The sequence below is a fragment of the Paraburkholderia sp. WS6 genome, assembly GCF_030464835.1.
Taxonomy (GTDB): domain Bacteria; phylum Pseudomonadota; class Gammaproteobacteria; order Burkholderiales; family Burkholderiaceae; genus Paraburkholderia; species Paraburkholderia madseniana.
Map to the genome: position 1 here is coordinate 85234 of NZ_JALQCK010000014.1, position 15657 is coordinate 100890.

Annotated in this window: 14 protein-coding genes; 8 read left to right on the forward strand and 6 right to left on the reverse strand. The window is 63.0% G+C overall.

Going from position 1 to position 15657, the window contains the following annotated elements; all coding sequences use genetic code 11:
- Window positions 1-34: 34 nt before the first annotated feature.
- Window positions 35-667 (reverse strand): hypothetical protein, encoded by a 633-nt coding sequence (locus tag M0D64_RS18505; RefSeq protein WP_154561502.1) that lies wholly within the window; start codon window positions 665-667, stop codon window positions 35-37.
- Window positions 668-851: 184 nt separating this feature from the next.
- On the opposite strand from M0D64_RS18505, the gene M0D64_RS18510 reads away from it, so the two are divergent.
- Window positions 852-1523, forward strand: a complete 672-nt coding sequence (locus M0D64_RS18510) for a heavy metal response regulator transcription factor (protein WP_093638501.1) — start codon at window positions 852-854, stop codon at window positions 1521-1523.
- Window positions 1520-2920, forward strand: coding sequence for a heavy metal sensor histidine kinase (locus tag M0D64_RS18515; protein WP_266258790.1), 1401 nt, complete (start codon window positions 1520-1522; stop codon window positions 2918-2920). Before M0D64_RS18510 ends, M0D64_RS18515 begins: the two co-directional genes overlap by 4 nt.
- Here the strand turns inward: M0D64_RS18515 and M0D64_RS18520 are convergent.
- Complete coding sequence (locus tag M0D64_RS18520) at window positions 2917-3090, reverse strand: hypothetical protein (RefSeq protein WP_266258791.1); 174 nt, start codon at window positions 3088-3090, stop codon at window positions 2917-2919. The genes M0D64_RS18515 and M0D64_RS18520 overlap by 4 nt on opposite strands.
- A 52-nt stretch (window positions 3091-3142) precedes the next feature.
- The gene (locus M0D64_RS18525) at window positions 3143-3484 is read right to left on the reverse strand and encodes a zinc ribbon domain-containing protein YjdM (protein ID WP_266258792.1); all 342 of its coding nucleotides are present in this window, start codon (window positions 3482-3484) and stop codon (window positions 3143-3145) included.
- Window positions 3485-3691: 207 nt separating this feature from the next.
- Here M0D64_RS18525 and M0D64_RS18530 point away from each other — a divergent pair, with 207 nt between their 5' ends.
- Together M0D64_RS18530 and M0D64_RS18535 are read left to right on the forward strand one after the other, a co-directional pair.
- The gene (locus tag M0D64_RS18530) at window positions 3692-4015 is read left to right on the forward strand and encodes a hypothetical protein (protein WP_266258849.1); all 324 of its coding nucleotides are present in this window, start codon (window positions 3692-3694) and stop codon (window positions 4013-4015) included.
- A gap of 204 nt (window positions 4016-4219) precedes the next feature.
- Window positions 4220-4522: a putative quinol monooxygenase gene (locus M0D64_RS18535; protein ID WP_093638511.1), complete on the forward strand. Its 303-nt coding sequence runs from the start codon at window positions 4220-4222 to the stop codon at window positions 4520-4522.
- 80 nt (window positions 4523-4602) lie between these two features.
- Here the strand turns inward: M0D64_RS18535 and M0D64_RS18540 are convergent, their stop codons facing one another.
- Window positions 4603-6108 (reverse strand): sensor domain-containing diguanylate cyclase, encoded by a 1506-nt coding sequence (locus M0D64_RS18540; RefSeq protein ID WP_266258793.1) that lies wholly within the window; start codon window positions 6106-6108, stop codon window positions 4603-4605.
- A 269-nt stretch (window positions 6109-6377) separates the two neighbouring features.
- Between M0D64_RS18540 and M0D64_RS18545 the strand changes: the two genes are divergently transcribed.
- The 4 genes from M0D64_RS18545 (at window position 6378) to M0D64_RS18560 (ending at window position 12187) form a co-directional block, all read left to right on the forward strand.
- A complete protein-coding gene (locus M0D64_RS18545; RefSeq protein ID WP_266258794.1) occupies window positions 6378-7310 on the forward strand; it encodes a 2-hydroxyacid dehydrogenase in 933 nt (310 codons plus the stop codon).
- A gap of 145 nt (window positions 7311-7455) precedes the next feature.
- Entirely contained in the window at window positions 7456-10377 is a 2922-nt protein-coding gene (locus M0D64_RS18550; protein WP_266258795.1) for a molybdopterin-dependent oxidoreductase, read from the forward strand.
- 101 nt (window positions 10378-10478) lie between these two features.
- Complete coding sequence (locus M0D64_RS18555) at window positions 10479-11225, forward strand: 4Fe-4S dicluster domain-containing protein (protein ID WP_171927005.1); 747 nt, start codon at window positions 10479-10481, stop codon at window positions 11223-11225.
- An 11-nt stretch (window positions 11226-11236) separates the two neighbouring features.
- Window positions 11237-12187 carry a DmsC/YnfH family molybdoenzyme membrane anchor subunit gene (locus M0D64_RS18560; RefSeq protein ID WP_171927004.1) on the forward strand — a complete coding sequence of 317 codons (951 nt, stop codon included), beginning with the start codon at window positions 11237-11239 and terminating at the stop codon, window positions 12185-12187.
- A 62-nt stretch (window positions 12188-12249) separates the two neighbouring features.
- Here the strand turns inward: M0D64_RS18560 and M0D64_RS18565 are convergent, their stop codons facing one another.
- Together M0D64_RS18565 and M0D64_RS18570 are read right to left on the reverse strand one after the other, a co-directional pair.
- Complete coding sequence (locus tag M0D64_RS18565) at window positions 12250-14814, reverse strand: adenosylcobalamin-dependent ribonucleoside-diphosphate reductase (protein ID WP_266258796.1); 2565 nt, start codon at window positions 14812-14814, stop codon at window positions 12250-12252.
- A gap of 370 nt (window positions 14815-15184) precedes the next feature.
- The gene (locus M0D64_RS18570; RefSeq protein WP_028197253.1) at window positions 15185-15469 is read right to left on the reverse strand and encodes a DUF3331 domain-containing protein; all 285 of its coding nucleotides are present in this window, start codon (window positions 15467-15469) and stop codon (window positions 15185-15187) included.
- Between the last annotated feature and the right edge of the window lie 188 nt (window positions 15470-15657).

The window sequence follows — 15657 nt, forward strand, 5'->3', positions numbered from 1 at the left end:
GCTAAAAAGGGCGAACGGTTGAAGAAACGCCGTATTACATCGGCGGCGTTACGCCGTGCTCACCTGCGGAGATGAAATTCGCCGCCATCGAGCCATCGGCTTCCTTATGGGCGAACAGCACGACCTTCGCGCCCGGCACCAACAGTGCGCGGTCACCCGGTTCGAGCGCGACGATAGGCACGTCTTGCGGAATCACGATTTTCTTTTCACCGTCCTTGTATTTGACCGTGATCGTGCGGCCGTTGCTGACCACGAGCGAGCCCACCGTGCCGTTGGTCATCGTGCTGTTCGAGCCGAGGTCCCACGGGCGGTGACCTTCGCCGGAGCCACGCATGCTGGCCGGGAATACGTGCACTTCGAGCGCCTTCAGCGAGCCGTCGGGCTGCGGGATCGCGGCGGTGCCGACATAGCTGTCCGGCTTGATGTCGTTCACGTCGGCAATCGTCACGCCGCGAATCGGCGTGTCTTTGGCGAGTTTCACGTCGACGTCTTTGCCGTCGCGCGTGTGGACTTTCAGCACGTCGCCCGAGAGCGCGGTCACGGTGCCACGCACGCCGGTGGGCGCGGCGCTCTGAGCTTGCGCGACGGATCCTGCTGCGAACAATGAGGCGGCGACGAGCGCGGGGGCAACGAAGGCGCGCATCGCATTAGCGGAGACAATCTTCATGAGTCTGCTCTGGGTGGGTGAAAGATAGCGTCAGGTTAGGCGCGCGATCGGCTCCGCCAAGTGACAGACGGATGACAAAAACGTCATGAACGGCGCGCCGCGGCCACGTAGAATGGCCGCCATATCCACGTCCACATTCATGACCCACGTCCACGGCGGCGCTCGGGGTCGGAAACCAGGCATCATGAGCATCCTCGTCATCGAAGACGACCCGAAAACCGGCGACTACCTGAAGAAAGGCCTGCGCGAAAGCGGCTACGCGGTCGACCTTGCGCGTACCGGCACCGATGGGCTGCACATGGCGCTCGAGCACGCGTATGACCTCGTGGTGCTGGACGTGATGCTGCCCGGTATCGATGGTTGGGAGATCATGCGTGCGTTGCGGGCGCGGCGCGATCTGCCGGTCATTTTTCTGACTGCACGCGATCACGTCAGCGACCGCATTCGCGGCCTAGAACTCGGCGCCGACGATTACCTCGTTAAGCCTTTCTCGTTCACGGAGTTGGTGCTGCGCATCCGCACGCTTCTGCGCCGCGGCGTGATCCGCGAGAGCGATGTGTTCGAGATCGCCGACCTCAAGCTCGACGTGCTGCGCCGCAAGGTGACGCGCGAAGGTGTCGAGATTCCGCTGACCAATAAGGAATTCATGCTGTTGCATCTGCTGGTGCGCCGGCAGGGCGAGGCGTTATCGCGTACGCAGATCGCCTCGGAAGTGTGGGATATGAACTTCGACAGCGACACCAATGTGGTCGACGTGGCGATCAAGCGGCTGCGCGCGAAGATCGATCATCCGTTTGAGAAGAAGCTGATTCATACGGTGCGCAGCATCGGCTACACCTTCGGCGACGGCGCATGAAACTGTGGACCGAACGTTCGTTGACGGCTCGCACCACGGTGCTGTTCGCCTCGATTGCGTGCGTGGTGATCGGCACGTTGGGCATGTATTTCTACCACTCCGCCGAGCTGTCATTGCAGCGCCGCGCGGACGTGGTGCTCACCGGCCGTGTCGAGCATTTCAGCCGCATCGTGCACGATCTCTATTCGGTCAGCGAATTGAAGGGTCGGCCGTTGCTGTTCGAAAGCATGCTCGGCGCGGAGCAGGACGTGCTGCTGTTTCGCCGTCCGGGCGAAGCGCCGTTTATCGACGTGAACCCCGGCAATGTCGCGGTGCCCGCGCTGCAGGCCGGCACTGCGGACCACTTGCCGACGCTCTCGGACATTCGCCAGACCATGCTGCCGGACGGCGTGCCGGTTCATTGGGCGATCGCTACCGTCAAAGCGCGTGAGGATGGCAGCGAAGTCGAAGTGATTGCCGCGCATCCGATGACCCAGGAAGTGCGGATGCTGGCTGCCTATCGCAATCGCATCGTGCTGGCCACGCTGACCGGCATGCTGGCTGCCACGTTGCTCGCCTATTACGTGCTGCGCCGCGCGTTGCGGCCGGTGCGCGAGATCGCCACGCGGGCGGCGCAGATCAGTCCGGCGAGTCTGTCGGTGCGGCTCGACAGCGAGGCCGCGCCGGTCGAATTACGCCAGCTCACGCATGCCTTCAACGCCATGCTCGACCGCCTTGCCGATGGCTACCAGCGCCTCTCGCAGTTCTCCGCCGATCTGGCGCATGAAATTCGCACACCAGTGGGCGCCTTGATCGGCCAGACCCAGGTGACGCTCGCGAAACCGCGCGATACCGAGGAGTATCAGCAATTGCTCGAATCGAATCTCGAGGAGCTGGGCCGCTTGAGCCACATCGCGGAGAACATTCTGTTTCTCGCGCACGCGGATCATGCGGCGCTGTCCATCGACCGTGAGCCGGTCGATCTGCGCGATGAACTCGTCAGGATCGCAGACTATTTCGAAGGCCTCGCCGACGAACGCGGCATGCGCTTTACCGTCGAGGCTCAGGGCGTGGCGTCGGCCAATCCGATGCTATGCCGGCGAGCAATCAACAATCTCGTCGTCAATGCGGTGCGATACGGCGCGAGCGATACGGTGGTGCGCTTGAGCGGCACGCAGGACGAGCAGGGCGCGACTGTGGTGGTGGAAAACGACGGTGCGCCGATTCCTGGCGAGCAACTGGACCGCCTGTTCGATCGCTTCTACCGCGGGGATGCGGCGCGCAGCGAGTTCACCGAATCGAGCGGGCTGGGGCTCGCGATCGTCAAGGCGATCATGCATCTGCACGGCGGCACGGCGCGCGTGGTGTGTCCGGTGCCGGGCGTGGTGCGCTTCGAATTGCGCTTTCCGGGCGCTTAACTGGTTGTTTGCGTGGCGGAGGTCGTGTCCGGCGTATGGCAGCACACGCAAAGCTTGTTGCCATCGGGATCGCGAAACTTAAGCCGCACTCCTGGCGTTTCCATCAGCACGTCATAAAAGCCGAACGCGCGCTCGAAATCCGTAATGCCGACGAATGCGTGGGAAAGCATCAGTGTCGCTCCTCGTTTGCATTGCCGGCCGATCCAGGCCGGGCCGGATGCATCAAACTTTCTTCAGATACTCAGCCTTCAGCATGAAGTTGCCTGCGTCCATCTTGCAGTCCACTTCGTGATCGCCGCCGACCAGACGAATGCTTTTCACCTTGGTGCCCATTTTCAGCGTGATCGACGAGCCTTTCACTTTCAGGTCCTTGATCAGCACCACGGCGTCGCCGTCGGCGAGCGGGTTGCCGTTGGCGTCCTTGACGACGCGTTCGTTGGCCTCGTCAGCCCTTTGGGTAGCGCTCATCGGCCACTCGTGTGCGCAATCCGGGCAGACATAATTCTCGCCATCCGGGTAAGTATTTTCCATTGCACATTGTGGGCAGGCGGGAATTGTCGACATGATTTTCTTTCCAGACCGCGACTTGGCGCGGAAAACTTCAGGGCCGGGGAGTATAGCGGACGCGCACCGGGCCGCCTGCATCCGGCACGCCGGATACTGTTGCAGCGCAAACCGGTAATAGCGATACCGGGATGATCGCGCAACTGGTTGCGGCGGCGCGCGCCGGATACGATGAAACACCTCATTTTAACCGTCGGGAAAACCGCTATGAAACGCTTCCACATTGCTTTGGCCGTTACGAGCCTCGAGGCTTCCATCGACGATTACAGCGCCCGTCTTGGCCAGCCGCCCAGGGCCGTGGTGCCGGGCCGTTACGCGATGTGGCGAACCGAGCTGCTCAACTTTTCGATCAACGAGATGCCGGATAACGGTGGGCAGCTTCGGCACGTCGGCTTCGAGGACGATTCAGTAGAAGGTTACTCGAGCAGCAAGGATGTAAACGGCCTCGAATGGGAGCTGTTTTCGGTGGAAGAGCAGGATCGGCGGATCGTCAGCACTTACGGCGAGGCGGTACGAACCGACAAAGGCTGACATGCTTTTCTGCGCGGATGCAACCTGAATGCCTGTGCCTGATGCTGCCTGGCGCGACCCGATGTGCCCCCATGCTCTTCGGCACAGCTTCACGACCGCCGCCCTATACTTGCTAAGGTGCTTGACGAGCCGATGCCTTTCACAGCGCTTTGCCGGCCTGGCAAAGCGGATCCATTGTCCTCACTTCACCCAGGGAGTTGCGCCATGGTCAAACTCGCTCTGTACGTTCGTCTTGAAGCCAAACCCGGCAAGGAACAGGATGTCGAGGCCTTTCTGCTGAGCGGCTTGCCGCTCGTCGAGGAGGAGCCTGCTACCAGCGCCTGGTTCGGTCTCAAGCTTGGACCGACCACCTATGCCATTTTCGACGCTTTCCCCGACGAAGCTGGCCGCGAGGCGCATCTGAACGGCAAGGTGGCCGCTGCGCTAATGGCGAAGGCCGGCGAGCTATTCGCCACGCCGCCCAGCATCCACAAACTCGATGTGCTGGCATCCAAACTGCCAGGCTGATTGAGCTGCCAATCCGCTGACACGGCGCGGCCTTTTCAACAATCGAATTACACCGTACCAACGTGCGAGGCGGTCGGGCGTCAGTCGCTCGACGCGTCCGCAGACGGACGGTTCGCGTAGTGCGCGTGCTTTTCCTCATACATCAGCAGATCGGCGCGTTGCACACCGGCTTCGAGACGGTCGCCGCGCTGGCACGTCGCCGCACCCATCGAAAGACTCAGCGGAGAGCCCGGATAAAACTGGTTGTTCAGATCGACCAACTGGCGGATCGCATCGACCATCGCGGCGCCGCCGCGTTCGTCGGTGTCCGGCATCAGGATCGCGAATTCGTCGCCGCCGATGCGCGCCGCGTGAAACGGCGCGTCCGTCGCTTTGGCGAGAACTTCGCCGGCGCGCCGTAACAGCGCGTCACCGGCCGCGTGGCCGAGCTGGTCGTTCACGCGTTTGAGGCCGTTCAGATCGGCCATGATGATCGTCACCGGCCACGGACCTTTGCGCTCGAGCCGGTTCAGTTCATCCACGTAAAAGGAGCGGTTGCGCAGCTTGGTCAGCACGTCATGCTTGCCGAGGAACTCCAGGTAAGCTTCGGCCTTTTTGCGCGCCGTAATGTCGGTGAGGGCCACCAGCACCAGGTCCCAATTCTTTTCATGACCCGGCAGTATGGAGAACTGCAGGTGCACGTGCACCTCGTTGCCGTCGAGCGAATAGTTGAGCACCTCGCGCTGCTGGAACAGCTTGCCGTCCCATAGATCGATTAACTGCTCGCGGAAATGCGGCCGCATATCGTCGCGGAAGACGTCGGGCAGGCGCGCCAGCAGCGTTTTTTTGTCTTCTGCCACGAACATGTCGAGCGTGTGCTGGTTCACGTCGAGCACGTGGATTTCCTGCATGCAGCGCTCGACAAACTCGGGATGCACGTCAGTAAACACGCGGAAATCGCTGATGCCGGCAGAGCGCGCGTCGTCGAGCAGACGCTTGACCGCGCTGAAATCTTCCACCCACAACGAGACCGGCGAATATTCGAACAGGCCGCGCACATACTGTTCCGCAAGCGTCACGCGATGCCGCGCGCCTTCGAGTTCGGTAATGTCTTCGACGGATACGAGCACGCGGTCCCAGCGTTCTTCATGACCCGGCAGCACGGCGCCCTTGAGCAGCACGTCGAGGCGGCGTCCGCCGAGCGTGTAGTTGACCGTCTGGCTCGTGAAATGCGCCTGGCCGGCCCACAGTTGGCATAGCTCCTCGAGGTGAGTCTTGAGCATGTCGTCGCGGAACACGGAAGCGAGATTGCTGGTGAGCGCCTCGAAGTCGGCGGCCTCGAATTGCGCCAGCGTCTTCTGATTGACCTTGATGACGCGGATGCTGTGCGCGCATTCGGCGACAAGGGCCGGATGTTCGGCGAAATGGGCGCGCAGATCCGTCACCCCTTGGGCCCGCCAGGCGTCGAATAGCGCCCGCACGCCGCTGAAGTCTTCGAGCCAGAGCGAGACGGGCGCGAGTTCGAACATTTCGGAATCGTCCCCCGAGGGGACTTCCTGCGGGGCGTCGTTGGCGGGCGCTGAGCCGCGTGGCAGGGTGTCCAGCATGAGATTCCCGTGGTCGGAGTTCCGGCTATTCTAAAGCGGCTTCGGTTCGGCTCAAAAGAAAGACACATGACGCATCCTGTCCGCGCCGGTCCATTCACGAAGATAACGGCGTAATTCGGATGAGACTTTAGGTTGCACGGCAGCAGGTTTGCACCCGGGTCTTTTGATTGAGACCGCCCGTGATCGCACGCCAGCAGGGCCACGGGAGGCTTGTTACACTCACTCGTCGCATCCTCCGTCCGTCACCGCCTTAAGAAAAAACGTCCGCCATGAAGCCATCCCTGCTGGTTCTGATCCCCTTGAAAGACGCAAGCCGCGCCAACGTCGAGACCGCTTTCCACGTCGTCTATGCACCCGATGCCAGCCAACGGGCCGCCGCGATCGCCACGCACGGCGAGACGATCCGTGCCGTGCTGACCAACGGCACGACCGGGCTGACCGCCGCGGAAATCGACCGGATGCCACAACTCGAGTTTGTCAGCGCGCTCGGCGCCGGCTACGAAAACCTCGCTGTCGACCACGCCCGTTCGCGCGACATCGTGCTGGTCAACGGCGCGGGCACCAACGATCACTGTGTGGCCGATCACGCGTTCGCCTTACTGCTTGCGGTGGTGCGCGACGTGCCGCAACTCGATCAGGCCACCCGCAAGGGCGCCTGGCGCGACACGTTGCCGATGCACCCGAACGTTTCCGGCAAGCGGCTCGGCATCGTCGGGCTCGGCAATATCGGCGAGAAGGTCGCGCGGCGTGGCGGCGGGTTCGATATGGAAATCGGCTACCACAACCGCAAACCGCGCGAAGGCTCGCCGCTGCGCTATTTCGACAACGTGCAGGGTCTGGCGCACTGGTGCGACTTTCTGGTGGTGGCGACGCCCGGCGGCGGCGGTACGCGTCATCTGATTAACAAGGCGGTGCTGGACGCACTCGGGCCGGACGGTTTCGTGGTCAACGTCTCTCGCGGCAGTGTGGTGGATACCGCTGCTTTAGCGGATGCGCTTGCCGCCGGCACGATCGCCGGCGCGGGTCTCGACGTCTACGAGGGCGAGCCGCATCCGCCCGAAGCCTTGCTGACGCTGCGCAACGTAGTCCTGACGCCGCATGTGGGCGGCCGCTCGCCGGAGGCGATCGCGGCTTCGGTCGACAATTTCCTGACCAACGCCAGACGCCATTTTGCGGGCGACGCGGTGTTGACGCCGATCTGACATTTGAAGGCAAACTGAAACCATCAGCCCAGCGGATAGTTTCACTCGAAAATCGCGATTTCCCTTGTGGGCCCGTGGCGAATAGGATGGTCGGTATCGAATCCACATCGCTTCGACACAACCGGAGCCGCGACGGAGATCCCGCATGGAACACCACGCCCGCACGCAGGACGAACGGCTCGAGATCAAGACGACCACCTGCTACATGTGCGCCTGCCGCTGCGGCATCCGCGTGCATCTGCGCGAAGGCGAGGTGCGCTATATCGACGGCAACCCCGAGCATCCGCTGAACCAGGGGGTGATCTGTGCGAAGGGCGCCTCGGGCATCATGAAGCAGTACTCGCCCGCGCGCCTGACCCAGCCGTTGATGCGCAAGGCAGGCGCGGAGCGGGGCAGTGCGCAGTTCGAGCCGGTGTCGTGGGAGGTCGCGTTCGACGTGCTCGAAAAGCGCCTCGCCGCGATTCGCGCCACCGATCCGAAAAAATTCGCGCTGTTCACCGGACGCGACCAGATGCAGGCGCTTACCGGCCTCTTCGCCAAACAGTTCGGCACGCCTAATTACGCGGCGCATGGCGGCTTCTGCTCGGCCAACATGGCCGCCGGAATGATCTATACGATCGGCGGCTCGTTCTGGGAGTTCGGCGGCCCCGATCTCGACAGCGCCAAACTCTTCTTTATGATCGGCACGGCGGAAGATCATCATTCGAATCCGCTCAAGATCGCCATTTCGAAGTTCAAGCGCGCGGGTGGGCGCTTCATCGCGATCAATCCGATCCGTACCGGCTATGCGGCGATTGCCGACGAATGGGTACCCATCAAACCCGGCACCGATGGCGCGCTGTTCATGGCCTTTCTGCACGAACTGATTGCGGCCGATGCCTGGGATCACGAGTTCGTGCAGCGTTATACGAATGCGGCGGAGCTTGTCGATCTCGACGAAACCAGCGAAAACTTCGGCCTGTTCGTGCGCGATCCGGATAGACCGGTTGGCAATCCTCTGTTTCCGCAGAACCATCTCTGGTGGGACGCCGCAGCCGCGCGCGCCGTGCCGCACCATGCACCCGGTGTGACGCCCGCGCTCGACGGCCGCTATGCGCTCGCGGACGGCACGCCGGTCACGCCGTCGTTCGCCTTGCTGCGCGAACGCGTGGCCGACTGCACGCCGGAGTGGGCCGCCGAGATCACCGGCATTGCCGCGGACACAATTCGCCGCCTCGCCGGTGAAATGATCCAGACCAGCCGCGACCACCGGATCACGCTGCCGATCCAATGGACCGACGCGTGGGGCGAGACGCACGAGACCGTCACCGGCAATCCGGTCGCTTTTCACGCGATGCGCGGGCTGGCCGCGCATTCCAACGGCTTCCAGTCGATCCGCGCGCTTGCTGTGCTGATGTCGCTAATGGGCACGATCGACTGCCCAGGTGGCTTTCGTCATAAGTCGCCATTTCCTCGCGCGGTGCCGCCATCGGCGAAACCACCCAACAGCCCCGATGCCGTCAAGCCGAACACGCCGCTTGCCACCGGTCCGCTCGGCTGGCCTGCCGCGCCCGAAGACCTGTTCATCGACGAACAGGGCGGCCCGGTTCGCATCGACAAGGCCTTTTCCTGGGAATATCCGCTCGCCGTGCACGGCGTGATGCATAGCGTGATCACCAATGCCTGGCGTGGCGATCCCTATCCCATCGACACGCTGCTGATTTTCATGGCTAACATGGCCTGGAATTCGTCGATGAACACGATGAAGGTGCGCGAGATGCTCGCCGACAAGCACGCGAACGGCGAGTACAAGATTCCGTTTCTCGTGGTGTGCGACGCGTTCCAGTCGGAGATGACCGCATTCGCCGATCTGATCCTGCCGGACACGACCTATCTCGAGCGGCATGACGCGATGTCGATGCTCGACCGGCCGATCTCCGAATTCGACGGTCCGGTGGATTCCGTGCGCGTGCCGGTCGTGCCGCCGACGGGTCAATGCAGGCCGTTTCAGGAAGTGCTGATCGAACTCGCTTCGCGCCTCAAGTTTCCCGCCTTCACGACGGCTGAAGGCACGCGCCGCTTTCGGGACTATCCCGACTTCATCGTCAATCACACGACGACGCCCGCTTCCGGCGTGGGTTTTCTGATCGGCTGGCGTGGCAAGGACGGCGACAAGGCGTTGGTGGGCGAGCCGAATCCGCAGCAGTGGGAACAGTATGCAAAGAACAACTGCGTGTTCCATTACCGCTTGCCGGAGACGCTCCAATACATGCGCAACTGCAACGGACCGTATCTCGACTGGGCGGTGAAAAACGGCTTCCGTAAATTCAACGAGCCGATCCTGATCCAGTTGTACTCAGACGTCATGCAGAAGTTCAGGCTCGCCGCGCAAGGCCGCAGGAGCGGCAGGCAACCACCCGAGCACCTGCGGGCGCGGGTCGAAAAGTATTTCGATCCGCTGCCGTTCTGGTATGCGCCGCTCGAAAGCGATTCCACCGATCTCACGCGTTTTCCGCTGGCCGCGGTGACGCAACGGCCCATGGCGATGTATCACTCGTGGGATTCGCAGAACGCGTGGCTGCGGCAGATTCATGGCGAGAACTATCTCTACATGAATCCGCTGATGGCGGCCGAAAACGGCATTGCCGACGGCAGCTGGATCTATGCCGAATCGCAATGGGGCCGGGTGCGCTGCATGGCGCGTTTTAGCGAGACCGTCGAGCCGGGGACAGTGTGGACCTGGAATGCGATCGGCAAGGCGTCGGGCGCATGGAACCTCGGCGCGGACGCGAACGAATCGCAGCGCGGCTTCTTGCTCAATCACCTCATCACCGACGAGTTGCCCGGTCGCGACGAAGCCGCCGCGCGTCTCTCGAATTCGGACCCGGTGACAGGCCAGGCCGCGTGGTACGACGTGCGCGTGCGTATCTATCCGGCGGAAGCGGACGCGCGTCATACGCTGCCGCAGTTCAGTGCGATGCCCGCGTTGCCGGGATCGAACGGGGTGATATCGCGGGTCGTGCAGACCTATTTCGCGGGGCGCGGCGAATTCGCGGCACGGCTGCGTGGTGCGGTGGGGCGCAAGTGATGCAGGATTCGCAGGATTCGCCCGCGAGCAATGCGAAACCCGGGCACCGCAGAACGGCGGGCAGCGCGCGAATAGTGCAGTAAAGCAGCAAGGAGCCTTTAATGACTCAGATGGCGTTAGTGATCGACCTGAACGTGTGCGTGGGGTGCCAGGCTTGCGTGACGAGTTGCAAGGAGTGGAACACGTCGGGCGAATCGGGCAGCCTCGCCGACCTGAATCCCTACGACGCGGATCCGTCCGGCACTTTCTTCAATCGCGTGCAGAGCTTCGAAGCCGGCAGCTTCCCGAACGCCGACACGATCCACTTCCCGAAGTCGTGCCTGCACTGCGAGGACCCGCCGTGCGTGCCGGTGTGTCCGACCGGCGCCAGCTACAAGCGCAAGGAAGACGGTCTCGTGCTGGTCGATTTCGACAAATGCATCGGCTGCAAATACTGCGCGTGGGCGTGTCCATATGGTGCGCGCGAACTCGACGAAGCGCGCAAGGAGATGACCAAGTGCACGCTGTGCGTCGATCGCATTCACGATGAAAACCTTTCCGAGCGCGACCGGCAACCCGCGTGCGTGCTCGCGTGCCCGACTTCAGCGCGACTGTTCGGCGATATCCACGATCCGGAGTCGGTGGTGTCGAAGGCAATCAAAGAACGGGGCGGTTATCAACTGATGCCTGAGTGGAACACCAAACCGGCGAACCACTATTTGCCGCGCATCACGACGTCGGCATCGGGTTGCGGCAGCGGCGCCTGCTCGTGCAAAGACACAGGTGTGGCCCTTGAGGCGCCCGAATCACTTGATGCGCAACTCGAACACGGCCAACTGCATCTTGCGTCGATGGCGACGCGTATCTAAAGGACCTCGCGATGAATCCGGCTTTTTCAGTGGTTTTTCTCACGACGCTGAGCGGCGCGGCACAGGGCCTGCTGATCGCGCTCGTCGGTGTGGAGACGGCTGCGCATCTGGGACTCGTCACCGCGCCCGCGGATGGGTTCTATGTCACCGGCGCGGGCCTGTCGGTCGTGTTGGGTGGCCTCGGGCTGATCGCTTCGTTCTTCCATCTCGGGCATCCGGAGCGCGCATGGCGCGCGGTCGCGATGTGGCGTACGTCGTGGTTGTCGCGCGAATGTCTGTGCCTGCCGGCGTTTCTCGCCTGCGCGTTTTTCTACGGCGTCGCGCACGGGTTCGGCTCACCGTGGTCACTCGCGATAGGCTGGCTCGGCGTACTGGCGAGCGCCGCGCTGTTCGTCTGCTCGGCGATGATCTACGCATGCCTGCGCTTCCTGCAGGAATGGGCCACGCCGCTCACGCTGGTCAACTTCGTGCTGCTCGGTTGCGCGTCCGGCTTCACACTGGCGACGGCGCTGACCGCGTGGTTCGCGCCCGCGTTGACAGTGGGGCTCGCGATCTGTGCCTGCGTGCTGACACTCGCGGGCTGTGCGAGCCGCTCGGCATCGCTCGTGCGCAATGCGCGCTTACGGCCGAAGTCCACCGTGCAGAGTGCGACCGGCATCCAGAATCCGAAGCTTGTGCAGATCTCGCGCGGCTTCACCGCTGGTGCGTTCAATCTGCGCGAGTTCTTTCACGGCAAATCAGCGGGGACGCTGCGCGGCGTCAAGTGGGGGTTCCTCGCGGCCGCGTTTGCCGTGCCAGTTGTGCTGATGGCGCTGGGCGCGGGCCTGCATCCGATCGGCGTCTCGCTCGGCTTGCTGGCCGCGGCGTGTCTCGTGCAATACGCGGGCCTCGTGGCGGAACGCTGGTTCTTTTTCGCCGAAGCGAAGCATCCGCAGAATCTCTATTACGCGCGAGTCGGTTGACGCGTGGGTTGGCGCGGCCGTTCGATATCGGCGGCCGCGTCTGCCTTGCGGCTAGCTGTCACTCACCCGCACGCACCGACCTCGCCACACGCCGTACAGAAGTCGCACCCATCCTTGCGAATTACCGCATTCGCTCCACACGAGCCGCATTTGCGGCCGAGCATGGTGTGCAAGCCTTGCATACCGCCGGGTTGCGTCAAGGCTGCTTCGTCAGCCTCGCCAGGAGGCGGACGGATACCGAAATCCGCCGGCAACGCCGTCTCGGCCTTCATCTGCCCACGCGGCAAACGCGTCAGCATCCGCGACGGCACCTGATTGCCTTCGGCATCGAGAAAGCCGCGGCGGTGCAGAATCTGCTGGATCGCAAACGCGAGCGCCGCCACTTCGGAATCGTGCCAGCGCGGCGTGCGATGGCCGTCGAGACGCTGCACCTCGCCGAGCCGCACCTGCCCGCGATCCCACGACACCTTGCGCATATCCTGCAGGTTGCGCGCGACAAAACCGCCGCGTGCCGCGAGCGACAGCGAACGCATCGTCGCCGTGATCCACTGTTGCGATTCGTCGCGCTGCCCGGTCGGAATGAAGAACTCGATGGGGCGTTCGATCGTGACTTCTTCACCGCCCAGCCGTCCCGTCACTTCGATGAACGACACCGCCACGTAAAGCGACTTCTTGCCGGCTTGCGTTAGGTACTCGACCTTTTCGATGATCGCCGGCAATTCACCTTTGGGCCGATGATCGATCGCGATGCGCAGCGGATCCTGATCGGTCTCGGTCAGCGTATCGTCTGCTTGCGGCGGCGGGCTGACGCTCAGCACCGCGCCGAGCGTTTCATTCGGGCGGTACGTGGCGAGCCCTTTCAAACCGTTTTTCCACGCGTCGAAGTACAGGCTTTCGAACGCTTCGAACGGATAGTCCGCCGGCACGTTCACCGTCTTCGAGATCGACGTGTCCACGTACGGCTGCACGGCGGCCATCATGTCGAGGTGATCGCGTGCCGACATTTCGAGTGCGCTGACGAAGTAGTCCGGCAGGTTTTTCACGTCGCCGCCGAGCTCGCGATAAAGGCGATACGCGTAGTCTTCGACATCGAACGACTCGCGGCCGCCGTCGGCCATCACCTTCATGCGCGTGTAGGTCCACGAGAAGGCCGGCTCGATGCCGTTCGACGCGTTGTCGGCGAACGCGAGGCTGACGGTGCCCGTCGGCGCGATCGACAGCAGATGACTGTTGCGGATGCCGTCCTGGCGTATCGCATCCTTGATGTCGTCGGGCAGGCGCGAGGCGAACGTACCTGCTTCCAGATAGCGTGCGGCGTCGAACAACTCAAACGCGCCGCGCTCGCACGCCAGTTCCACCGACGCCCGATAGGCCTCGTCGCGCATCAACTGGGCGATGCGCACCGCGAAGTCGCGGCCTTCCTGCGAGTTGTAGCGCAGGCCGAGCATCACCAGCGTATCGCCCAAGCCGGTGAAGCCCACGCCGATGCGCCGCTTGGCGCGCGACTCGTCATATTGCTGTTGCAGCGGCCATAGCGTGACGTCGAGCACGTCGTCGAGAAAACGCACCTGGATGCGAGTGCGTTTGGCGAGACCGTCCCAGTCGAACGAAGGCTTGCGGCCTTTCATTTGCGCGAACGGATCGACCACGAAGCGCGTGAGGTTCAACGGTCCGAGGTTGCAGCAGCCGTAGGCCGGCAGCGGTTGTTCGCCGCACGGATTGGTGGCGCGGATGGTTTCGACGGCGCGTAGATTGTTGTCCTCGTTCATGCGCGAGATGAACACGATGCCGGGCTCGGCGACGTCGTACGTGGAGCGCATGACGCGGTCCCAGATCTCGCGCGCCGGCTTTTCGCTATAGACCCACAGGCCGTCCTCGCGTTGCCGCACATCGCCGGCCGCGCGCAGCGCAGGCGACGGCTCGGCACGGTGCACGAGCGGCCAGGGCTGATCTTCTTCGACGGCGCGCATGAATTCGTCGGTGACGCCTACCGACACATTGAAGTTGTTCCAACGGCCTTTCGAATGCTTCGCCTCGATGAACTCGATCAGATCGGGGTGATTGCAGTCGAGCACAGCCATTTGCGCGCCACGCCGCGAGCCGGCGCTTTCGACCGTCCGGCACGAGGCGTCGAACACGTCCATATAACTGCACGGTCCGGATGCCGACGAACTGGTGGTATGAACGCGGGCGCCCTTGGGCCGGATCGCGGAGAAGTTGTAGCCGACGCCACCGCCGCGGCGCATCGTTTCGGCGGCTTGCAACAGCGCCACGTAGATGCCGGGCAGGCCTTGTTCGTCGACACCCTGAATCGCGTCGCCGACCGGTTGCACGAAGCAGTTGATGAGCGTGGCGGCGATGCCCGTGCCCGCCGCGCTCATGATGCGCCCGGCGCCGAGCGCGCCGTGCCGCAGGTTATCGGCAAAGAGCGCTTCCACCGACTCGCGCAGGGCTTCCGGTTCCGCCTGAGCGACGCCGCGGGCGACGCGTTTGAACACGTCGTCGGCAGATTGCTCGTCGCCTTTGGCGTATTTCTCGAGCAGGACGTCCAGAGAGAATTGTTGCGGTGCAACTAGCGGGGCGGGAGAAACCGCTGCGGCGCGGGGTTCGTGCGTGTCTTCTGCCATGGTGTCGCCTCTCGTTTGCCGCGAGACGGCTGCGGCGCGTTCGAATGGGATGCGGTGCATTCATTTAACGCTGCGCGTCTGACAGGCGTGGTGGCCTGGCGCATCGGGGTTCACCTTAACGCACGTGGCCAAGCACCGCAATCAGGCTTTGGGAGGCGGGGCAGCAGAGTGGCTGCCCGCCTATGCCAGCGGCCTTTCGCAGCAGCCGTTGACATATAGGCAGTAAGTTGAGGAGCGGCGCCGGGCGTATCGGAGAGCGGCTGGAAAAGCGGGCAGCGCGGCGGAGAGCCTGCGCCAATAATTCACGAAGGGGACCTACGACAGCAGGGGCCGTAAGCTCACGGCAGCCACATATCGTCGAGGCAGAACCTCAGGCTTCAACCAGTTCGCCCAACACCTCAGCACAAATCATTGCAGAAGCATTCGAAGGAGCCGGCCGTTCAGCCGGTTTGAACACCGCGTCGCCGCGGCGGATCTTGCGTCGTGTCACCGCGCACGTTCCCGACGTATGCGCCGAGCGCCGCCGCCAACGCTGCTCGCCGTAATGACAGCGCCCCGGTTCGACCCAGCGGATCACCAGCGTGGTGTCGGAGCGCTCGAGAATTTCGATGCGTACGCCATTGGTTCCGTCAAGGGGGATGGACTCTAAGGTCATCATCGTCGGCTCCGTATTGTGGTGTGCCGAATGTAGTCCCGTGCGAGGCGGATAGCCATTGTGCCGCGGTTGAAACAGTGTTCTCTAAACAGCAACAATGAAACTTGACATTCACGCTTACCCGAAACGACGGGCCTTTGCGGGATATATGCGAGGTGAATTTGCGATAGCGTGGATTTTTGCAACGC

Coding starts and splice junctions, on each gene's coding strand:
- M0D64_RS18545 (WP_266258794.1), top strand. CDS start 6,378: ATGAAGCCATCCCTGCTGGTTCTGATCCCCTTGAAAGACGCAAGCCGC.
- M0D64_RS18535 (WP_093638511.1), top strand. CDS start 4,220: ATGGTCAAACTCGCTCTGTACGTTCGTCTTGAAGCCAAACCCGGCAAG.
- M0D64_RS18530 (WP_266258849.1), top strand. CDS start 3,692: ATGAAACGCTTCCACATTGCTTTGGCCGTTACGAGCCTCGAGGCTTCC.
- M0D64_RS18520 (WP_266258791.1), bottom strand. CDS start 3,090: ATGCTTTCCCACGCATTCGTCGGCATTACGGATTTCGAGCGCGCGTTC.
- M0D64_RS18550 (WP_266258795.1), top strand. CDS start 7,456: ATGGAACACCACGCCCGCACGCAGGACGAACGGCTCGAGATCAAGACG.
- M0D64_RS18525 (WP_266258792.1), bottom strand. CDS start 3,484: ATGTCGACAATTCCCGCCTGCCCACAATGTGCAATGGAAAATACTTAC.
- M0D64_RS18570 (WP_028197253.1), bottom strand. CDS start 15,469: ATGACCTTAGAGTCCATCCCCCTTGACGGAACCAATGGCGTACGCATC.
- M0D64_RS18565 (WP_266258796.1), bottom strand. CDS start 14,814: ATGGCAGAAGACACGCACGAACCCCGCGCCGCAGCGGTTTCTCCCGCC.
- M0D64_RS18555 (WP_171927005.1), top strand. CDS start 10,479: ATGACTCAGATGGCGTTAGTGATCGACCTGAACGTGTGCGTGGGGTGC.
- M0D64_RS18540 (WP_266258793.1), bottom strand. CDS start 6,108: ATGCTGGACACCCTGCCACGCGGCTCAGCGCCCGCCAACGACGCCCCG.
- M0D64_RS18510 (WP_093638501.1), top strand. CDS start 852: ATGAGCATCCTCGTCATCGAAGACGACCCGAAAACCGGCGACTACCTG.
- M0D64_RS18560 (WP_171927004.1), top strand. CDS start 11,237: ATGAATCCGGCTTTTTCAGTGGTTTTTCTCACGACGCTGAGCGGCGCG.
- M0D64_RS18515 (WP_266258790.1), top strand. CDS start 1,520: ATGAAACTGTGGACCGAACGTTCGTTGACGGCTCGCACCACGGTGCTG.
- M0D64_RS18505 (WP_154561502.1), bottom strand. CDS start 667: ATGAAGATTGTCTCCGCTAATGCGATGCGCGCCTTCGTTGCCCCCGCG.